Here is a 16,718-nt window from a genome sequence, read left to right on the forward strand (position 1 = left end):
CCAGCACGCCCCGGGCACGATGGAGCCGAGCGCCAGCGAGGCGGAGTCGTGAACACCAATGCGGCACGGGGTGTTCCGGCGGCCGTGGCCGGATTGTCGGCGCTGGACAAGGCGCACGTGCTGGCCGATGCGCTGCCCTGGTTGCAGAAGTTCCGCGACACCGTCGTGGTGGTGAAGTACGGCGGAAACGCCATGATCGACGAGGAGCTCAAGCGCGCCTTCGCCGCCGACATGGTCTTCCTGCGGACGGTCGGCGTGCATCCGGTCGTCGTGCACGGCGGCGGACCGCAGATCAGCGCCATGCTGAAAAAGCTCGGCCTGCAGGGCGAATTCAAGGGCGGGCTGCGGGTGACCACCCCCGAGGTGCTGGACGTCGCGCGGATGGTGCTGTTCGGGCAGGTCGGCCGGGAACTGGTCGGGCTCATCAACGCGCACGGCCCCTACGGCGTGGGCATCTCCGGCGAGGACGCGCGCCTGTTCACCGCCACCCGCCGCACCCTCGAGATCGATGGCCAGGAAACCGATCTGGGCCTGGTCGGCGACGTGACCGCCGTCGACCCGGACGCCGTGCTGGATCTCATTCGCGCGGGCCGCATTCCGGTCGTCTCGACCCTGGCGCCGGACGCGGACGGCGTGGTGCACAACGTCAATGCCGACACCGCTGCGGGCGCACTGGCCGCGGCGGTGGGCGCGGAGAAGCTGGTCGTGCTGACCGATGTCGAAGGGCTGTACACGAACTGGCCCGACCGGTCGTCGCTGACCACCCGCATCGACACCGATGCCCTGGCGAAGCTGCTGCCCAGCCTGGACTCGGGCATGGTGCCCAAGATGGAGGCGTGCCTGCGCGCCGTGCAGGGCGGCGTGCCGACCGCGCACGTGATCGACGGGCGCGTGCCGCATGCGGTACTGCTGGAACTGTTCACCGGGGAGGGGATCGGCACGATGGTTACTCCCTCGAGCCCACCCCGGACCCCCGCGAATTCCGCACCGCCGGAAGAGAATACGGAGATGGTATGAGTACCGAGGACCTGCAGCGGCGGTGGTCCGCCGCGCTGATGAACAACTACGGCACCCCGGCGGTGGCGCTGGTGCGTGGCAAGGGCGCGGAGCTCTACGACGCCGACGGCAAGCGCTACCTCGACTTCCTGGGCGGCATCGCCGTCAACAGCCTCGGGCACGCCCATCCGGCGATCATCGAGGCGGTCACCACGCAGCTGAGCACGCTCGGGCACGTGTCGAATCTGTATGCCTCCGAACCGGCTATCGAGCTGGCCGAGCGGCTGCTCGCACACTTCGGCGACGGTGTGGGCCGGGCGTTCTTCTGCAATTCGGGCACCGAGGCCAACGAGGCGGCGTTCAAGATCGCCCGGCTCACCGGCCGGGCCAAGATTGTGGCCTGCGAGGAGGCGTTCCACGGCCGCACCATGGGCGCGCTCGCGCTGACCGGCCAGCCCGCCAAGCGCGCGCCGTTCGAGCCGATGCCCCCGGGCGTCGTGCACGTCCCGTACGGCGATGCGGATGCCCTTGCCGCCGTGGTCGATTCCGATACCGCCGCGGTATTCCTGGAGCCCATGATGGGCGAGAGCGGCGTCGTGGTCCCGCCGCCGGACTACCTCGCCACCGCGCGTGCGCTCACCGCCGAGGCCGGCGCGCTGCTGATCCTGGACGAGGTGCAGACCGGCATCGGCCGCACCGGCCATTTCTACGCCCACCAGGCCGCCGGGCTGGTGCCCGATGTCATCACCCTGGCCAAGGGGCTGGGCGGCGGCCTGCCGATCGGCGCGGTGCTGGCCCAGGGTCGTGCGGCCGAGCTGCTGACTCCGGGTCTGCACGGCACCACCTTCGGCGGCAACCCGGTCTGTGCCGCGGCGGCGCTGGCCGTGCTGCGCACGATCGACAGCGAGGATCTGCTGCACCACGTCGAAACGGTGGGCAAGACCATCCGGGACGGCATCGAGGAGCTCGGGCATCCCCTGGTGGACCATGTGCGCGGTGCGGGCCTGCTGATCGGCATCCAGCTGACCGGGAACCGCTCCAAGCAGTTCGAGGAAAATGCCCGGGCCGCAGGCTATCTGGTGAATCCGGCCAAGCCCGACGTGATACGGCTCGCGCCGCCGCTGATCCTGAGCCGGGAGCAGGCCGAGGAGTTCCTCGGTGATCTGCCGGGCATACTCGATGCCGCCGTCCAGACGACAAAGGAGCCCGTGTGAGCATTCGGCACTTTCTGCGCGACGACGATCTATCCCCGGCCGAGCAGGCCGAGGTGCTGGCCCTCGCGTCGGAGCTGAAGCGAAATCCCTTCGCGCGGCGGCCGCTCGAGGGGCCGCGCGGGGTCGGGGTCATCTTCGAGAAGAACTCCACTCGCACGCGGTTCTCCTTCGAGATGGGCATCGCCCAGCTGGGCGGGCACGCGGTGGTGGTCGACGGGCGCACCACGCAGTTGGGTCGTGAGGAGACCCTCGCCGACACCGGGCGGGTGCTCTCGCGCTACGTCGACGCGATCGTGTGGCGTACCTTCGAACAGGTCCGCCTCGACGAGATGTCCTCGGCGGCAACGGTTCCCGTGGTCAATGCGCTGTCCAACGAATTCCATCCCTGCCAGGTGCTGGCCGACCTGCTGACCCTGACCGAGCGCAAGGGCGAGCTGCGCGGGCGCAGCCTGGCCTACTTCGGCGACGGCGCCAACAACATGGCGCATTCGCTGCTGCTGGGCGGGGTGACGGCCGGGCTGAACGTGACCATCGCCGCCCCGCCGGGTTTCGAGCCGCTGGACTGGGTGCTCGAGGCCGCCCGTAAGCGCGCGGCCGAGACCGGCGCGAGCGTCGCGGTGACGAACGATCCGGTCGCCGCGGCCACCGGCGCGGATGCGCTGGTCACCGACGCCTGGACCTCGATGGGACAGGAGGACGACGGCCTGGACCGGGTCGGCCCCTTCCGGCCGTTCCAGGTCAACGGCGAACTGTTGGCGCACGCCGCGCCGGATGCCGTTGTGCTGCACTGTCTTCCGGCGCATCGCGGCGAGGAGATCACCGACGAGGTGATCGACGGTGCGCACAGCGTGGTCTGGGACGAGGCGGAGAACCGGCTGCACGCGCAGAAGGCGCTGCTGGCCTGGTTGCTGGAGCGACGGCCGTGAGCGGAGCGAACCGATGGGCAGGGCTGAGCAGTTCGCTCGTGCCGGAACCGAGCGTCAGCGAGGCGCAGGCATGAGTGAACCGGCCAGATCCGGTCCGGCGACCGCGCGAACTCGTGCCGGGCGGCAGCAGCGCATCATCGAGATCCTGTCCGGGCACGCGGTGCGCAGCCAGACCGAGCTCGCCGCGCTGCTGGCCGCCGAGGGCATCGACACCACGCAGGCGACGCTGTCCCGGGACCTGGACGAACTCGGCGCGGTGAAGCTGCGCGCCGCGGACGGCGGCGCGGGGGTATACGTCGTGCCCGAGGACGGCAGCCCGGTGCGCGGGGTCACCGGCGGCACCGATCGCCTGTCCAAACTCCTTGGCGACCTGCTGGTTTCGACCGATCACAGCGGCAATATCGCGGTCCTGCGCACCCCGCCCGGCGCCGCCCACTTCCTGGCCAGCGCCCTGGACCGGGCCTCACTGCCGGAGATCGTCGGCACCATCGCCGGCGACGACACCATCGCCGTCATCGCCCGCGAACCACTGACCGGCGCCGAATTGGCCGCCAAGATCGAAAATTGGGCATAGCGCTCCGCACCTGTCCGCTGACCCCGATCCGATTGCGCCGGCGCTGCATCAATTCGGCGCACTGATGCTCGTAGTATGGCGCGGACGGGTGAACTCAGTCGGGTAGTGCCTGCCCGCGGGTTTCGGGAGCCAGGCCCACCAGGCCGACGCCGATCAGGAAGATGATCGCGGTCGCGCTGAGCGGAACGGCCAGCGATCCGGTGGCGTGGATGCCGTAGCCGATCAGGAAGGTTCCGGCCGCGGCGAACCAGCGCGAGAACGTGGTGGTGAACGCGAATGCGGTGGCGCGCATGCGGGTTGGATACTGCTCGGGCAGCCAGATGGTGAACACCGCGAAGTTCGCCCCGCCCAGCCCGAGCGCCGGCAGGAATACGAAGGTGAGTGCGATGGAGTGGGCCGGGTAGGCGATTCCGTAGACGCCGACCGCGCCGATGGCCATCAGCACGAACAGCCCGGCCAGCGTCGCGCGGCGGCCGAACCGGTTCGCGATCCGCGGGATCAGGAAACAGCCCGCGATCGTGAAGGCGGCCACGGTCATCGAGGAGATGCCCGCCAGCCGGATGGTGGCCGACGAGCCGTAGTGGGCGCGGTGGGCCAGATCGGTCATCGCGGTGGGCACATACGTGGATCCGGCCCACAGCCCGATCACACACACGACCAGCAGGGCCAGATTACCGAGCGTGCGGGCCAGGTACGGCGGGGTGAGCACGGCTATCACGGGCTGCCAGAGCGATTTTCGCCCCTGCTCGGCCGAATCCTGCCGCCAGCGTTCGGGTTCGGGGGTGGTGCGGCGAATGACGAAGACCGCCAGCGCCGGTATTCCACCGATCAGGAACATGCCCCGCCAGCCCAGTTCCGGTCCCGCCGCGAGATACAACGCCGAGACGACCAGCACCCCGACATACGCCGCGGAATGCATCGCGCCGCCCAAGCGCGCCCGCAGGCGCTCGGGCAGCACCTCGGCCAGCAGCGTTCCGGCCATGGCCCATTCGCCGCCGACGCCGATCGCGGCCAGGAAGCGAAAGGCGTTCCACTCCCAGAGATTGGTGGACAGGCCCGCCAGGGCGGTGAAGACGCCGTACATCGCGATCGACGCGGTCATCGCGGGCATGCGGCCGAAGCGGTCGGCGAGCGGTCCCCAGATCGCCGAGCAACCCCAGCCGAGCAGGAACAGCGCCGCGCTGATCTGTCCGTACCAGCCGATATTCGCGGCGGTCGCCGGAATACCCTCGCGGGGCAGCAGATCCGCCATTGTCGGGGCCAGGACCAGGCCGAAGACGGTCCAGTTGAATCCGTCCATCGCCCAGCCGCCGAAGGAACCCCAGAACGCGCGGCGTTGCGGGGCCGTCAGGCGCATGGCGGGGGCGGCATCGGCGGTGGCCTGGGCGGGATCGTCGTCGATCGTCACGGTGAAACTCGTTTTCGTGCGGACGGCGCCGCGCGTCCGCGGCGGTGTGATCGCACACACACTAGTGACTCGCGCCTCGATCAGCAGGCCCGCGGCGAATATTCCACTCGCGGCGGTGAATTCCGTAACCGTCGGTAACCATTGAATGCCCCACGCGGCGGCGATAGTGTTTGCGGACGCATCAATTGCATGTGGTTGTCGACGATCTGGAGGCCCTGACTCGTGCGGATAACGGTATTTGGGGCGGGTGGAATCGGACTGTACTTCGCGGGAATGCTGGCGCGCGCCGGGCATTCGGTGACCGTGGTGGGGCGGGCGGAGACCGTGCGCGCGGCGCAGGTGGGCCCGCTGCTGCTTTCCCGTGCGGGAGAGGAGAGTTCGGTCCCGGACGTGCGGGTGGTCACCGAATTCGGCTCGGGGGAGCCGGAGGCCGATCTGGTGATCGTCGCGGTCAAGGCCTGGCAGGTCCGGGAGGCCGCGGAGGCGTTGAGACCCGTTGTGGGCGAACGGACGACGGTGCTGCCGCTGCAGAACGGGGTGGAGGCCGCGGCGGATCTGGCGGCGGTGCTGGGCGCCGAGCGGGTGCTCGGCTGTACCTGCGTCGTGATCGCGCAGCGCGTGGCGCCCTGGTCGGTGCGCTGTCTCGGCGCGCACGCCGCGGTGGAAATCGGTGCGCTGGTACCGGATTCGGACGACCGGGTCGAGGCCGTCGTCGATGCGCTGGTCCCGGCGGGCATCGCGGTGACCCGCTCGGAGGACATCGAGGCCACGCTGTGGCGCAAGCTGATGTTCATCTCCTCCTACGGCGGTGTCGGCGCCCTGGCCCGGCAGCCGGTCGGGGTCACCTCGTCCGAGCCGGAGACGGTGGCGCTGGTCCGCGCGGCCATGACCGAGGTGCGGGATGTGGCCCGCGCCCGCGGCATCGCGCTCGGCGACGACGACGTCGATCGGATGATGAAGGTCTACGAGGGCCTCACCCCCGACACCACCGCCTCGATGCAGCGCGATCTCGCCGGGGGACACCCCTCGGAGCTGCACTATCAGAGCGGCGCGGTGGTGCGGTTCGGCCGGGCATCCGATGTGCCCACGCCGATCCACCAGGTCATCTTCGCCTCGCAGTTGCCCTCGGAGAACCGCGCGCGCCTGGGCTGACCGCCGGTCCGGTGAACATTCGCCTCCTCGACTGGCCCGCCCGCGTGTCCGGGGTCACACTGTACGTGTCGAATGCTCGATACGAGGAGGACAGATGCGGCGATTGATCCTAGGCGTGGTTGGGGTGGTGCTGATCCTGCTCGGAGGGCTGTGGGTCGGTCAGGGCACCGGCGCCGTGCACGGTTCGCCCATGACCGGCCACTCCCAGTGGACCTACATCGGCATCGTCCTCATCGTTGTCGGCGTCGCGGCCCTGGTGGTGACGGTGATGCGATCCTGGGCCCGATGAGGAATCAGGCCGCCCGGAACGTCTGGCGCATGCGCCCGATGCCCTCGATCTCGAGCTCGACGACGTCGCCGGGCCGCAGGTAGGGGAAGCGGCCCGAAAGCGCCACGCCCTCCGGGGTTCCGGTGTTGATGACATCGCCCGGCTCCAGCACCGCGTACTGGGACAGGTGCCAGACCAGATAGGCCACATCGAAGATCAGGTCGGCGGTCGTGGAGTCCTGGCGGGGTTCGCCGTTGACGAAGGAGCGCAGCCGCAGATCTTTCGGGTTCAGCTCGGACGCGGGCACCAGCGCCGGGCCCAACGGGTTGAAGGTCTCGCAGCACTTGCCCTTGGACCACTGCCCGCCGGACTGCTCCAGCTGGAAGGCGCGTTCGGACACATCGTTGGAGATAGCGTATCCCGCAACGTATTTCATCGCTTCCTCGGGCGAATCCAGGTAGCGGGCGCGGGCGCCGATCACCACCGCGAGCTCCACCTCCCAGTCGGTCTTCGCCGAGCCGCGCGGGATCAGTACGTCGTCGTACGGGCCGACCACCGTGTTGGGTGTCTTGAAGAACAGCACCGGGATCTTCGGCGGCTCGGAGCCGGACTCGGCGGCGTGCGCGGCGTAGTTCATGCCGATGCACCACACCGCCTGCGGGCGCGCGATCGGCGCGCCGATGCGCTCGCCGGAGATATCCGCGGGGGACAGGGTTCCCGCGGCCAGCGCCGCGGCCACCGCCGAGATCCCGTCGGCCGCAAGGAATTCACCGTCGATGTCCCGAGTGAGAGGGGACAGGTCGTAGGCCTGCTCCCCGTCGACGACGACCGGGCGTTCCGCGCCGGCCGCGCCGACCCGCTGCAACTTCATGCACTGACTCCTTCACTCGGGAACTGGGTGGTACCCGCCGGGGCGGGAAGCTGATAGACACGCGCCGCGGTGGTCCACAGCACGCGGGCGCGGTCGTCGGCGGACAGGCCCGCCAGGCTACCGTGGGTGGCCCGCCAGACCTCGCGGTAGGACGCGGCGGTGAGGGTGAACGGCCAATCGCCGCCGACCATCAGCCGGTCGGGCCCGAAGACCGCGAGGGCGTGATCGACATATCGCTGCCAGTCTGCGGCGGTGAACCCGGGCTCGGAAACCGTTGCCAGGCCGGAGATCTTGGCCACCACATTCGGCGCCGCGGCCGCGGCGGCCAGCAGATCCGCCCACGGCTGCCACTCGCCGGCGGCGATCGGCGGCTTGCCCAGATGGTCGAGAACCACCGTCAGCGTGGGATGTTCGGCGGCGATCACCGGGACCTGGGCCAGCAGTCCGAGGGTCTCGGCCACCGCGTCGAAACACAGTCCGGCCTCGGCCAGCATCGCCAGGCTCCGCGACACCTCGGGGCGTAGCAGGTATGCCGGATCGGGGTCGCGATGGATCATGTGGCGTACCCCGGCGAATCGGGGCCCGCGCAGCCGCGCCAGCTCGGCGGCGGTGCCGTCGGGATCGTGCAGGGGCAGCCATCCGACCACCGTGGCCGGGCGGGGCGCCGCGGCGGCGGCGTCCAGCAGGGCGTGGGTCTCGGCGAGCGAATCCGAGGCCTGCACCAGCACCAGCGCCCCGATGCCGTGCTCGGCCAGCTGCGGCTCGAGGTCGTTGAGGGTGTAAGTTCGATATAAAACATCCGATGTTTTTGTGAGCCAGTCGTACTCGACGTGGAATTTTCCGCCGTCGATGTCCCAGATATGGACATGGGCGTCTACAGTCATCGGAGGCATGTGTTCACATCCTCGGAAGCGAAGGTACGGGTTTGTCGGTCACGGACGATGCGATAGCGAAAATCAAGGCGATGATCGTCTCGGGCGATCTGCGCCCGGGTTCCCGGCTGCCGCGCGAGGCCGATCTTGCCGCCGAACTCGGCGTGTCGCGAAATTCGCTGCGGGAGGCCGTGCGGGCGCTGTCGCTCGTGCGGATCCTGGATGTGCGTCAGGGCGACGGCACGTATGTGTCCAGCCTGGAACCGAATTCGCTGCTGGACGCGATGAGCTTCCTGCTGGAATTCCATCAGGACGACTCGGTGCTCGACATCCTGGGAGTGCGCCGGATTCTCGAGCCGGCGGCCACGGCCATTGCGGCGCAGCGGATGTCCGACGCGGAGATCGCCGAGCTGCGCACGCTGGTCCAGCCCGAGGGTGCCTCGGTCACCGATCTGGTCGCGTTGGACCTGAACTTCCATGCCGCCATCGCGGCCGGATCGGGCAACAAGGTGCTTGCCTCGCTGCTGGATTCGCTGTCGATGCCGACCACGCGCGCGCGGATCTGGCGCGGTATCACCGAGGAGGGGGCGTTCGAGCGGACCGTGTCCGAGCACCGCGGCATCTGCGATGCCATTGCCGCGCGCGATCCGCAGCTGGCACAGGCGCGGGCGCTGGCGCACGTCGCGGGGGTCATGGAGTGGCTGCAGCGGGCCGCGGGCTGAGACGGTAACGCAGGGCTGGGCGTGGTGACCGGTCCGGGGGTGGTGAGGGACGTGGTGCGCGGGCCGGCAGCAGGAAGATCCGCGGTGTGTCGTGGCCTCGGGGGTGCATCTCACCAGAGCGCCCCGCCGTCGAGTTCGGCCCACAGTTCCTCGGGTACTGGAATGTTCAGCATCGCGACGCTGTCCTCGATCTCCGCACGCGTGCCCGACCCCAGCACGATCGCGTGCACTGCCGGATGACGTCGCGGGAACTGCATGGCCGCGGCCCGCAGCGGCACACCGTATGCGGCGCAGGCGGTTTCCATGGCCCGGGCCCGGGCGATGACCTCGGGATCGGCCGCGACGTAGTCGAAGGTGCCCTGCCGCAGCGGATCCGCCAGAATGCCGCTGTTGAGCACCCCGGCCACCAGCACCCGGACGCCGCGGCGCGCGCATTCGGGCAGCAGCTCGGCCTCAGCGCGCCGGTCCAGCAGTGAATACCGCCCGGCGATCAGCACCTGGTCGATTGGAGCCTCCCGGACGAACCGCAGCGCGGTCGCCACGTGATTCACGCCGACCCCGATGTTTGTCGTCAGACCCTCCGCACGGATTCGCTCGAGCTCGGGAACGGCCTGCGCGAGCGCCTGTTCCATGTTCTCCTCGGGATCGTGGATCAATAGCTGATCCACCCGGTCCAGGCCCAGTCGCAGCAGCGATTCCTCCAGCGAGCGCCGCACCCCGGTGGCCGAATAGTCCCGCCGACGTGAGCGTTTGGGCGCGCCGTAGAACTCCTCCGCGCCGTCGGGGGCGTCCGGGTCGTCGTAGAGCAGGCGGCCCACCTTGGTGGAGACTGTGTAGGCTGACCGGTCGCGGACGCGCAGGAACCGGCCCAGGCGCTCCTCGCTGAGCCCGCCGCCGTAGTGCGGCGCGGTGTCGAAGGCGCGGATTCCATTGTCCCAGGCGGTGTTCAGCGCATCTGTTGCGCCGACCTCGTCCACCGCGCGGTACAGCCCGGCATAGCCCGCCCCGCCGAGCACAACACGCGTGACCGACGGTCCCGGCATCCGCGGATCTGCCGCGGTCATCGGCTCATGCACGGCGTTGTCCTGTGCGTATCCGGTCGTAGGCCCGATCCCGGTGCCGCCCTCGTTCCTCGTCGGCGGGCAGCGCGCAACGCACACGGTGATCCTGGCTCGCCCCTGGCTGGGAGCCGTTGTCGACCAGTGGATTCCGGTCGGGGGCCGGGAATACCCGCGCCCCTCATTTGCCGGACTCCGCGGGGTTCAGCTCCCACACCACTGGCAGTCCAGCGTTGCCGTCCGAATAGTCGTGCGGCACATCCAGATAACCGCCCATCCGCGCCTGCCAGGCGATGTTCACCGGCAGGTCGGCCAGCCGCTCGAGCAGCAGCTCGTAGGACTCGCAGTCGATCACATGGAACAGGTCCAGCCCGCTGCGCCAGATCGTCCAGTCGGTGGCTCCCGCGGCGCGGATGGCGGCCACCAACTCGGGCGGGACCTCCCGGTGGGCGGCCTCGTATTCGGTTTCCGCGCCGGACTTTATCCTGGTGTGCAGAGCGATTCGCATCGTGCTCACTCCTGCCGCCGGCCGCTGGCGATGCGGGTGATGACGAGGGCGACCAGAATCAGTGCGCCGTTGATGAATTTCAGCGAATCGGCGCTGACCCCGCCGTAGGACAGCAGCTTCTGGATCAGCGTCAGGATCAGGATCCCGAAGAACGCGCCCAGGACAGAGCCCCGCCCGCCGTTGAGCGAGACGCCGCCGATCACGCAGGCGGCGAAGACGTTGAAGATCATCCCGTCGCCCTGGGCGACCTGCACGCTGGCGAACTGCCCGGAGTAGATGAGCCCGCCGATCGCGGCGAGGGCCCCGGCGATGATCAGCACCGTGATCACCACGCGGTCCGTGCGGATGCCCGCCGCGCGGGCCGCGCCCTGATTGCCGCCCACCGCGTACAGCGCCCGCCCGGCGGTGGTGTAGTTGAGCGCCAGATAGCCGATCGCGAACAGCGCCAGGCAGACCAGCACGTTGATCGGCACCGCGCCGATATGTGAATTACCCAGCCACAGCACCGAATCGGGAATCTTGGTGAGCGTGAAGCCGCCGGTGAGGAAGGTCAGCAGGCCGCGCAGCGCGATCAGCATGGCCAGCGTGACGATGAATCCGTTGAGCCCGAATCGCACGATCAGCAGCCCGTTCACCAGGCCGACGGCCAGGCCGACCAGCAGGGCGATCGGGATCGTCATCCACGGGGAGGCCCAGGTGAAGGCGCCGACCTTGGCGGTGCCCATGGTGACCCAGATCGCGACTCCCGGCGCCAGGCCGAAGGTCGATTCCAGCGACAGGTCCATGTAGCCGACCACCAGCACCAGCACCTCGGCCAGCACCAGCAGCGCGATGCCGCTCATGGTCGTGAGCACATTGGTCAGGTTGGCCGTGGAGACGAAGCTCGAGTTGATGAAGTACCCGACGATCAGCACCAGCACGATCGGCGGAACCAGCAGGAAATCACGGAGCGCGCCCCAGCGCAGGGCTGGCCGCGGGCGCGGGGCGGTCGCCTCCGCGGCGTCGGATCCGGTCGCGATCTGCGTCATGTTAGTTGAGTCCTTCCATGGCGGCGACCAGTTCCCGGTCGTCCCAGCCCTTCTCGTATTCGGCGTGCATGCTGCCCTGGAACATGACGTGCACGCGGTCGCAATCGCGAAGGTCGTCGAGCTCGTCGGAGACGACCAGCACCGCGGTGCCGCGGTCGGCCACGGCCCGCACGACCTCGAGCAGGGTCTGCTTGGATCGCACGTCGACACCGGCGGTGGGGGTGATCAGCACCAGCACCGCGGGGTCGGTGGCCAGCGCGCGGGCGAATACGACCTTCTGCTGATTGCCGCCGGACAGTTCGGAGACGCCCTGCGCCGGGCCCTCGGTCTTGATGTCCAGATCCCCGATCGCGGTGCGCACCAGGGCATCGCGGGTGTGGCGGGACAGCAGGCCCAGCGTGCCGAGCTTGCGGGGCACGGTGAGGGTGGCGTTGTCGGCCACGCTCATCCCCAGGACCAGGCCCTCGTCGTGCCGGTCGCGGGGCACGAATCCGATCCCGGCGTCCAGCGCCGCACGAACCCCGCTGCGGCGCAGCGGAACTCCTTGCACGCTCACCGATCCGCCGCTCGCGCGCCGCAATCCGACGATCGTCTCGGCCACCTCGACGCGGCCGCTGCTGCCACCCCCGGCCAGCCCGACCATCTCGCCGGGCCGGACCTCGAGCCCCACATCGGCGAATTCGCCGGTGCGGGTGAGCTTTTCCAGTCTCAGCGCCGGGGCGGCGGAGAGATCGGGCCGCTCCCTCGGCACCGCCTGGACGAGCTCGGTCGAGTCGCCGGTCATGGCGGCGATCAGCTCCGGTTTGCCCAGCTCAGCCACCGGGGCGGTGATCACATGCCGCGCATCGCGGAAAACCGTGACGTCGGAACAGATCTCGTAGGTCTCGTCCAGGTGATGGGAGATGAACAGGAAGGTCACCCCCTGCGCCTGCAGGTCCCGGATGCGCGTGAACAGCCGCTTGATCGCCGCGCCGTCCAGCTGCGCGGTCGGCTCGTCCAGGATGATGAACCGGGTTCCGTGCGAGAGCGAGCGGGCGATCTCCACCAGCTGCCGGTTCTCCACGGACAGCTCGCGGGCTGGAGTGTTCACGTCCACGGGCACCGACCAGGTGTCCAGCAGCTCCCGGGCCCGCGTCTTCATGGTGCGCCAGTTGATTATTCGCCCGCCCAGACCCTGCCGGTTGATGAACAGATTCTCCGCCACCGACAGGTCCGGGATGATCGTCGAATGCTGGTACACACATGCCACCCGGGAGCGCCAGGCGTCGCGGTCGCCCGGCGCGGGCGCGGGGCTGCCCTGGAAGCGCACCTCCCCCTCATCAGGAGCTGCGAGTCCGGTCAGGATCGATACCAGCGTCGACTTCCCGGCGCCGTTCCGGCCGACCAGGGCGTGGGTCCGCCCGGCGGTCACCGCCAGCTGGACTCCGTTCAGAGCGATGTTGCGGCCGAATCGCTTGGTGACGCCGATCGCTTCCGCGATCGGCGCCCCGGCGACCGGCGTGTGTTCCGAATCGGGTTCGGGCACTGCGGTTTCCGTCACTACATACCGGCCTGTTGATCAGTGCCCGCCACGACCCCAGAGGCTGGGGTCCGTGGTGGGCAGGGTGTCCATGTCGCCGACCTTGCCGCCGGCGCGGGTGACGACCGGCGCGGGCAGCTGATCCTCGAGCTGGCCGTTCACGCCGGTGTCCACGATCGTGGAGTTGTGGTCGGTGGGGCCGGGGGCGAACTTCTTGCCCTCGGTGGCGGCCTTGGCGTAGTAGACCGCGTACTGGGCGTACTGGTCCGCGGGCTGGGAGATCGTCGCGTCCATCTGGCCGCTGTCGATGGCGTCGAGCTCGGCCTTGACCCCGTCGTTCGACACGATCGTAATATGGCCGGGCTGGCCGGCCTTGACCAGCTTGTTCTCCCGCTGCAACAGCGCGACGGTGGGCTGCAGGTAGATGCTGGCCTGCATGTAGATGCCGTTGATGTCGGGATCGGTGAGCAGCTTGTCCTGCAGGCCGGACACGGCCTTGTCGGGCTTCCACTCGGTGGGGATCTCGATCACCTTGATGCCGGGATATTTCGACTTCATGCAGTCGGCGAAGGCCTCCGAGCGGTCGCGACCGTTGATCGAGGTCAGATCGCCCTGGAACTCCACGACCTTGCCGGTTCCGTGCAGCGTTTCGCCCAGGTAGGTGCAGGACTTGGTGCCGTAGGCACGGTTGTCCGCGCGCACCACCATGTAGGCGCCGCCGCTGTCGGGGCGCGTGTCGACGCTGACCACCGGGACGTTCTTCGCGGCCGCGTCGGCCAGCGCCGGCTTGACCGCGGCGGTGTCCTGCGGCGCGATGATCAGGGCCTTGACGCTCTTCGACAGCAGCGTGTCCACATTGGACTTGAGACGGTTGGAATCGTTGTCCGAGGAGGTGTTCGACAGCTTCACCCCGGCCGCGGCGGCCTTGGGGCCCATGTATCCGGCGTAGGCGCTCCAGAAGTCGGTGTCCGAGCGGGGCTGGTCGGCCCCGACGAGGACGCCGTTGTCCGCGCCGTTGCCGACGTTGACCGCGGGAGCCGCACTGCTACCGGTGGATTGGCGTGAGCAGCCCGCGGCCGGGGCGACGAGCAGCGCGGCGGCCAATGCCGCGCCGATGATCCTGGTGTTCATGAGTTTCCGTGCTCCTTTGGCGGATTCTGGGCTGCTGGTAGAGAAGTGGTCGGAGTCTGCCACGCGGCGCCGTCCGGATAGCTGTATTCGGCGAGCGAGGCCGGCAGCATTTCCGCGCTGAAACCCGGTGCACGCGGGGCACGATAGCGCCCGCGGTCGATCCGCACCGGTTCGCGGAAGTGTTCGTGCAGGTGATCGACGAATTCGATGGCGCGACCGTCCATGGTGCCCGAGATCGCGGCATAGTCGATCATCGCCAGGTGCTGCACCAGCTCACACAGCCCCACCCCGCCGGCGTGCGGGATCACCGGGACGCCGAACTTGGCGGCCAGCAACAGGATTGCCAGGTTCTCGTTGACGCCACCGACCCGGGCGGCGTCGATTTGCAACACGTCGACCGCATCGGCCTGCAGCAGCTGCTTGAACAGGATCCGGTTCTGGCCGTGCTCACCGGTCGAGATGCGCACTCCCGCAACGCCCCTGCGGATCGCGGCGTGGCCGAGGATGTCGTCGGGGCTGGTGGGCTCCTCGACCCAGGACAGCCGAGCGGGTGCCAGCCGCGAAATCCACTCCACCGCCTCGGCGACGCCCCAGCGCTGGTTGGCATCCACGGCCAGGCCGATATCGGGGCCGATGGCCTCGCGGGCGATCTTGACCCGCCGCGCGTCCTCCTCGACGTCGCGGCCGACCTTGATCTTGATGGTGCCGAATCCCTCCGCGACCGCCTGCTGCGCCAGGCGCGTCAGCTTGGCGTCGGAGTAGCCCAGCCAGCCCGCGGACGTGGTGTAGGCCGGATACCCCTCGGCGAGTAGGTGTTTCGTGCGTTCCGCGCGGCCCGGTTCGGCGCGGCGGAGGATTTCCAGGGCCTCGTCCGGGGTGAGGGCATCGGTGAGGTAGCGGAAATCGATGAGCCCGACGATCTGCTCCGGCGACATCTCCGAAACCAGCTGCCACACCGGCTTATCCGCGCGCTTGGCGGCCAGGTCCCATGCCGCGTTGATCACCGCGCCGATGGCCATGTGCATGACGCCCTTTTCCGGCCCCAGCCAGCGCAATTGGGAATCGGCGGTGAGCTCGCGAGCGAATCCGCCCAGATCGCCAAGGATTTCGTCGAGCTCCCGGCCGACGACCAGATGATGCAGGGCCTCGATCGCCACCCGCTGTACGTCGTTGCCGCGGCCGATGGTGAAGGCGAATCCGTGCCCCTCGAGCCCGTCCGGATCGTCGGTGCGCAGGATCACGTACGCCGCCGAATAGTCGGGATCGGGGTTCATGGCGTCGGAGCCGTCCAGCTGTGCCGACGTCGGGAACCGGACATCGAGCGTGTCCAGCGCCGTGAGGTGTGACATGGAAGGTGTCCTCGTTCCTGCAGTGATCTGAGTCACGACTATACATCGGATGTCTATCGGCACAAGTCGGGATCGGGATACTGCGAATATCGGCCGGTAGGCGGCAATTATTGGGCGAAATCCCACGGGCAGTGCTATGTTCGCCACCGTTAAAACATCGGATCAGTTGGCGATGGGGTCGATATGGCGCAGGGACAGTTCGGCGGGCTGGCGGCGGTGGTCACCGGCGGCGGTTCGGGAATCGGAAAGGCCGTTGCCGCAGCGCTGTTGGCGGCGGGCGCGCGCGTCGCCGTGCTGGATCTGGCCCCCGGTGACCCGCTCGGCACCGGGGATGGCATGGCGGCGGAGCTTGCGGAGCCGACGGGGTGGGTGAGCTCTGACTGCATGGCCCTGGCCTGCGACGTGTGCGACGACGAATCGGTGCGGGCGGCGATCGAGGCCGTCGCGGGCGCCTTCGGCCGCCTGGACATCGTGATCAACAACGCCGGGATCGGCGCGCAGGGCACCGTCGAGGACAACTCCGACGACGAGTGGCGGCGCGTGCTGGATGTGAACGTGCTGGGGGCCGTGCGGGTCTCGCGCGCGGCGCTGCCGCATCTGCGGCGCTCGCCGGCCGCCGCGATCGTGAACATCTGCTCGATCGCGGCCACCACCGGCCTGCCCGACCGCGCCGCCTACAGCGCCAGCAAGGGCGCGATCCTGGCCCTGACCCGCGCGATGGCCGCGGATCACCTGCGCGAGGGGATCCGGGTGAACTGCGTGAATCCGGGCACCGCGGACACCCCGTGGGTGCAGCGGCTGCTCGCCTCGGCGCCGGATCCGGCCGCGGAGCTCGCCGCGTTGAACGCGCGGCAGCCGCACGGACGGCTGGTCTCGGCCGACGAGGTGGCCGCCGCGGTGCTGTATCTCGCGAGCCCGGCCGCGGGGTCCACCGCCGGCACGATGCTCGAGGTCGACGGCGGGATGCACTCGCTGCGCCTGCGGCCCGCTCCCGCGCCGGATACCGCCGAGCCTGCCCGCTGAGCCGCATGAAGACCCGGAGCATCGGCCGAGTCGCGGCCGTCAGGGGAGCGCTGCTGTCGGCCCTCGATTGCGGTCTGGGTGCGCACCCGACCGCGCATG

General features: G+C 69.3%; 17 protein-coding genes. 8 read left to right on the forward strand and 9 right to left on the reverse strand.

The annotated features are described in order from the left end of the window. The first annotated feature begins 48 nt into the window (after positions 1-48). The 4 genes from argB to KO481_RS36035 all read left to right on the forward strand — a co-directional run bounded on the left by argB (position 49) and on the right by KO481_RS36035 (position 3,710). Positions 49-1,017, forward strand: a complete 969-nt coding sequence (gene argB / locus KO481_RS36020; RefSeq protein ID WP_308166909.1) for an acetylglutamate kinase — start codon at positions 49-51, stop codon at positions 1,015-1,017. Continuing rightward, positions 1,014-2,210, forward strand: a complete 1,197-nt coding sequence (locus KO481_RS36025; RefSeq protein ID WP_215922998.1) for an acetylornithine transaminase — start codon at positions 1,014-1,016, stop codon at positions 2,208-2,210. Before argB ends, KO481_RS36025 begins: the two co-directional genes overlap by 4 nt. Then, positions 2,207-3,136, forward strand: a complete 930-nt coding sequence (argF, locus tag KO481_RS36030; RefSeq protein ID WP_215922999.1) for an ornithine carbamoyltransferase — start codon at positions 2,207-2,209, stop codon at positions 3,134-3,136. The genes KO481_RS36025 and argF overlap by 4 nt, the downstream gene beginning before the upstream one ends. Positions 3,137-3,206: 70 nt before the next feature. After that, on the forward strand, positions 3,207-3,710 hold the full coding sequence (locus KO481_RS36035) for an arginine repressor (RefSeq protein WP_215923000.1): 504 nt from the start codon (positions 3,207-3,209) through the stop codon (positions 3,708-3,710). A 94-nt stretch (positions 3,711-3,804) separates the two neighbouring features. On the opposite strand, the gene KO481_RS36040 is transcribed toward KO481_RS36035, so the two are convergent. After that, positions 3,805-5,118: an MFS transporter gene (locus tag KO481_RS36040; protein ID WP_215923001.1), complete on the reverse strand. Its 1,314-nt coding sequence runs from the start codon at positions 5,116-5,118 to the stop codon at positions 3,805-3,807. A 222-nt stretch (positions 5,119-5,340) separates the two neighbouring features. Between KO481_RS36040 and KO481_RS36045 the strand changes: the two genes are divergently transcribed. Then, positions 5,341-6,270 carry a ketopantoate reductase family protein gene (locus tag KO481_RS36045; RefSeq protein ID WP_308166910.1) on the forward strand — a complete coding sequence of 310 codons (930 nt, stop codon included), beginning with the start codon at positions 5,341-5,343 and terminating at the stop codon, positions 6,268-6,270. Positions 6,271-6,364: 94 nt separating this feature from the next. Then, entirely contained in the window at positions 6,365-6,559 is a 195-nt protein-coding gene (locus tag KO481_RS36050) for a hypothetical protein (RefSeq protein WP_215923002.1), read from the forward strand. A gap of 4 nt (positions 6,560-6,563) precedes the next feature. On the opposite strand, the gene KO481_RS36055 is transcribed toward KO481_RS36050, so the two are convergent. Together KO481_RS36055 and KO481_RS36060 are read right to left on the reverse strand one after the other, a co-directional pair. Beyond that, positions 6,564-7,409 (reverse strand): fumarylacetoacetate hydrolase family protein, encoded by an 846-nt coding sequence (locus KO481_RS36055; protein WP_215923003.1) that lies wholly within the window; start codon positions 7,407-7,409, stop codon positions 6,564-6,566. Then, on the reverse strand, positions 7,406-8,302 hold the full coding sequence (locus KO481_RS36060; RefSeq protein WP_245402020.1) for an amidohydrolase family protein: 897 nt from the start codon (positions 8,300-8,302) through the stop codon (positions 7,406-7,408). The genes KO481_RS36055 and KO481_RS36060 overlap by 4 nt, the downstream gene beginning before the upstream one ends. A gap of 32 nt (positions 8,303-8,334) precedes the next feature. Between KO481_RS36060 and KO481_RS36065 the strand changes: the two genes are divergently transcribed. Next, positions 8,335-9,003: a FadR/GntR family transcriptional regulator gene (locus tag KO481_RS36065; RefSeq protein ID WP_215923004.1), complete on the forward strand. Its 669-nt coding sequence runs from the start codon at positions 8,335-8,337 to the stop codon at positions 9,001-9,003. A gap of 110 nt (positions 9,004-9,113) precedes the next feature. Here the strand turns inward: KO481_RS36065 and KO481_RS36070 are convergent, their stop codons facing one another. From KO481_RS36070 to KO481_RS36095, 6 genes are all read right to left on the reverse strand, one after another. Next, positions 9,114-10,079 (reverse strand): aldo/keto reductase, encoded by a 966-nt coding sequence (locus tag KO481_RS36070; protein ID WP_308166912.1) that lies wholly within the window; start codon positions 10,077-10,079, stop codon positions 9,114-9,116. 163 nt (positions 10,080-10,242) lie between these two features. Next, a complete protein-coding gene (locus KO481_RS36075) occupies positions 10,243-10,569 on the reverse strand; it encodes an L-rhamnose mutarotase (protein WP_215923005.1) in 327 nt (108 codons plus the stop codon). 5 nt (positions 10,570-10,574) lie between these two features. Continuing rightward, positions 10,575-11,597 carry an ABC transporter permease gene (locus KO481_RS36080; RefSeq protein ID WP_215923006.1) on the reverse strand — a complete coding sequence of 341 codons (1,023 nt, stop codon included), beginning with the start codon at positions 11,595-11,597 and terminating at the stop codon, positions 10,575-10,577. A 1-nt stretch (position 11,598) separates the two neighbouring features. Beyond that, on the reverse strand, positions 11,599-13,122 hold the full coding sequence (locus tag KO481_RS36085; protein ID WP_215923007.1) for a sugar ABC transporter ATP-binding protein: 1,524 nt from the start codon (positions 13,120-13,122) through the stop codon (positions 11,599-11,601). Between the two features lie 33 nt (positions 13,123-13,155). Next, positions 13,156-14,247 carry a sugar ABC transporter substrate-binding protein gene (locus KO481_RS36090; protein WP_215923008.1) on the reverse strand — a complete coding sequence of 364 codons (1,092 nt, stop codon included), beginning with the start codon at positions 14,245-14,247 and terminating at the stop codon, positions 13,156-13,158. After that, positions 14,244-15,596, reverse strand: a complete 1,353-nt coding sequence (locus tag KO481_RS36095; protein ID WP_215923009.1) for an L-fuconate dehydratase — start codon at positions 15,594-15,596, stop codon at positions 14,244-14,246. The genes KO481_RS36090 and KO481_RS36095 overlap by 4 nt, the downstream gene beginning before the upstream one ends. Before the next feature lie 183 nt (positions 15,597-15,779). Between KO481_RS36095 and KO481_RS36100 the strand changes: the two genes are divergently transcribed. Then, positions 15,780-16,619 carry an SDR family NAD(P)-dependent oxidoreductase gene (locus KO481_RS36100; protein ID WP_215923010.1) on the forward strand — a complete coding sequence of 280 codons (840 nt, stop codon included), beginning with the start codon at positions 15,780-15,782 and terminating at the stop codon, positions 16,617-16,619. The last annotated feature ends 99 nt before the right edge of the window (positions 16,620-16,718 follow it).

It is taken from the genome of Nocardia albiluteola, assembly GCF_018860155.1.
Lineage (GTDB): Bacteria > Actinomycetota > Actinomycetes > Mycobacteriales > Mycobacteriaceae > Nocardia > Nocardia albiluteola.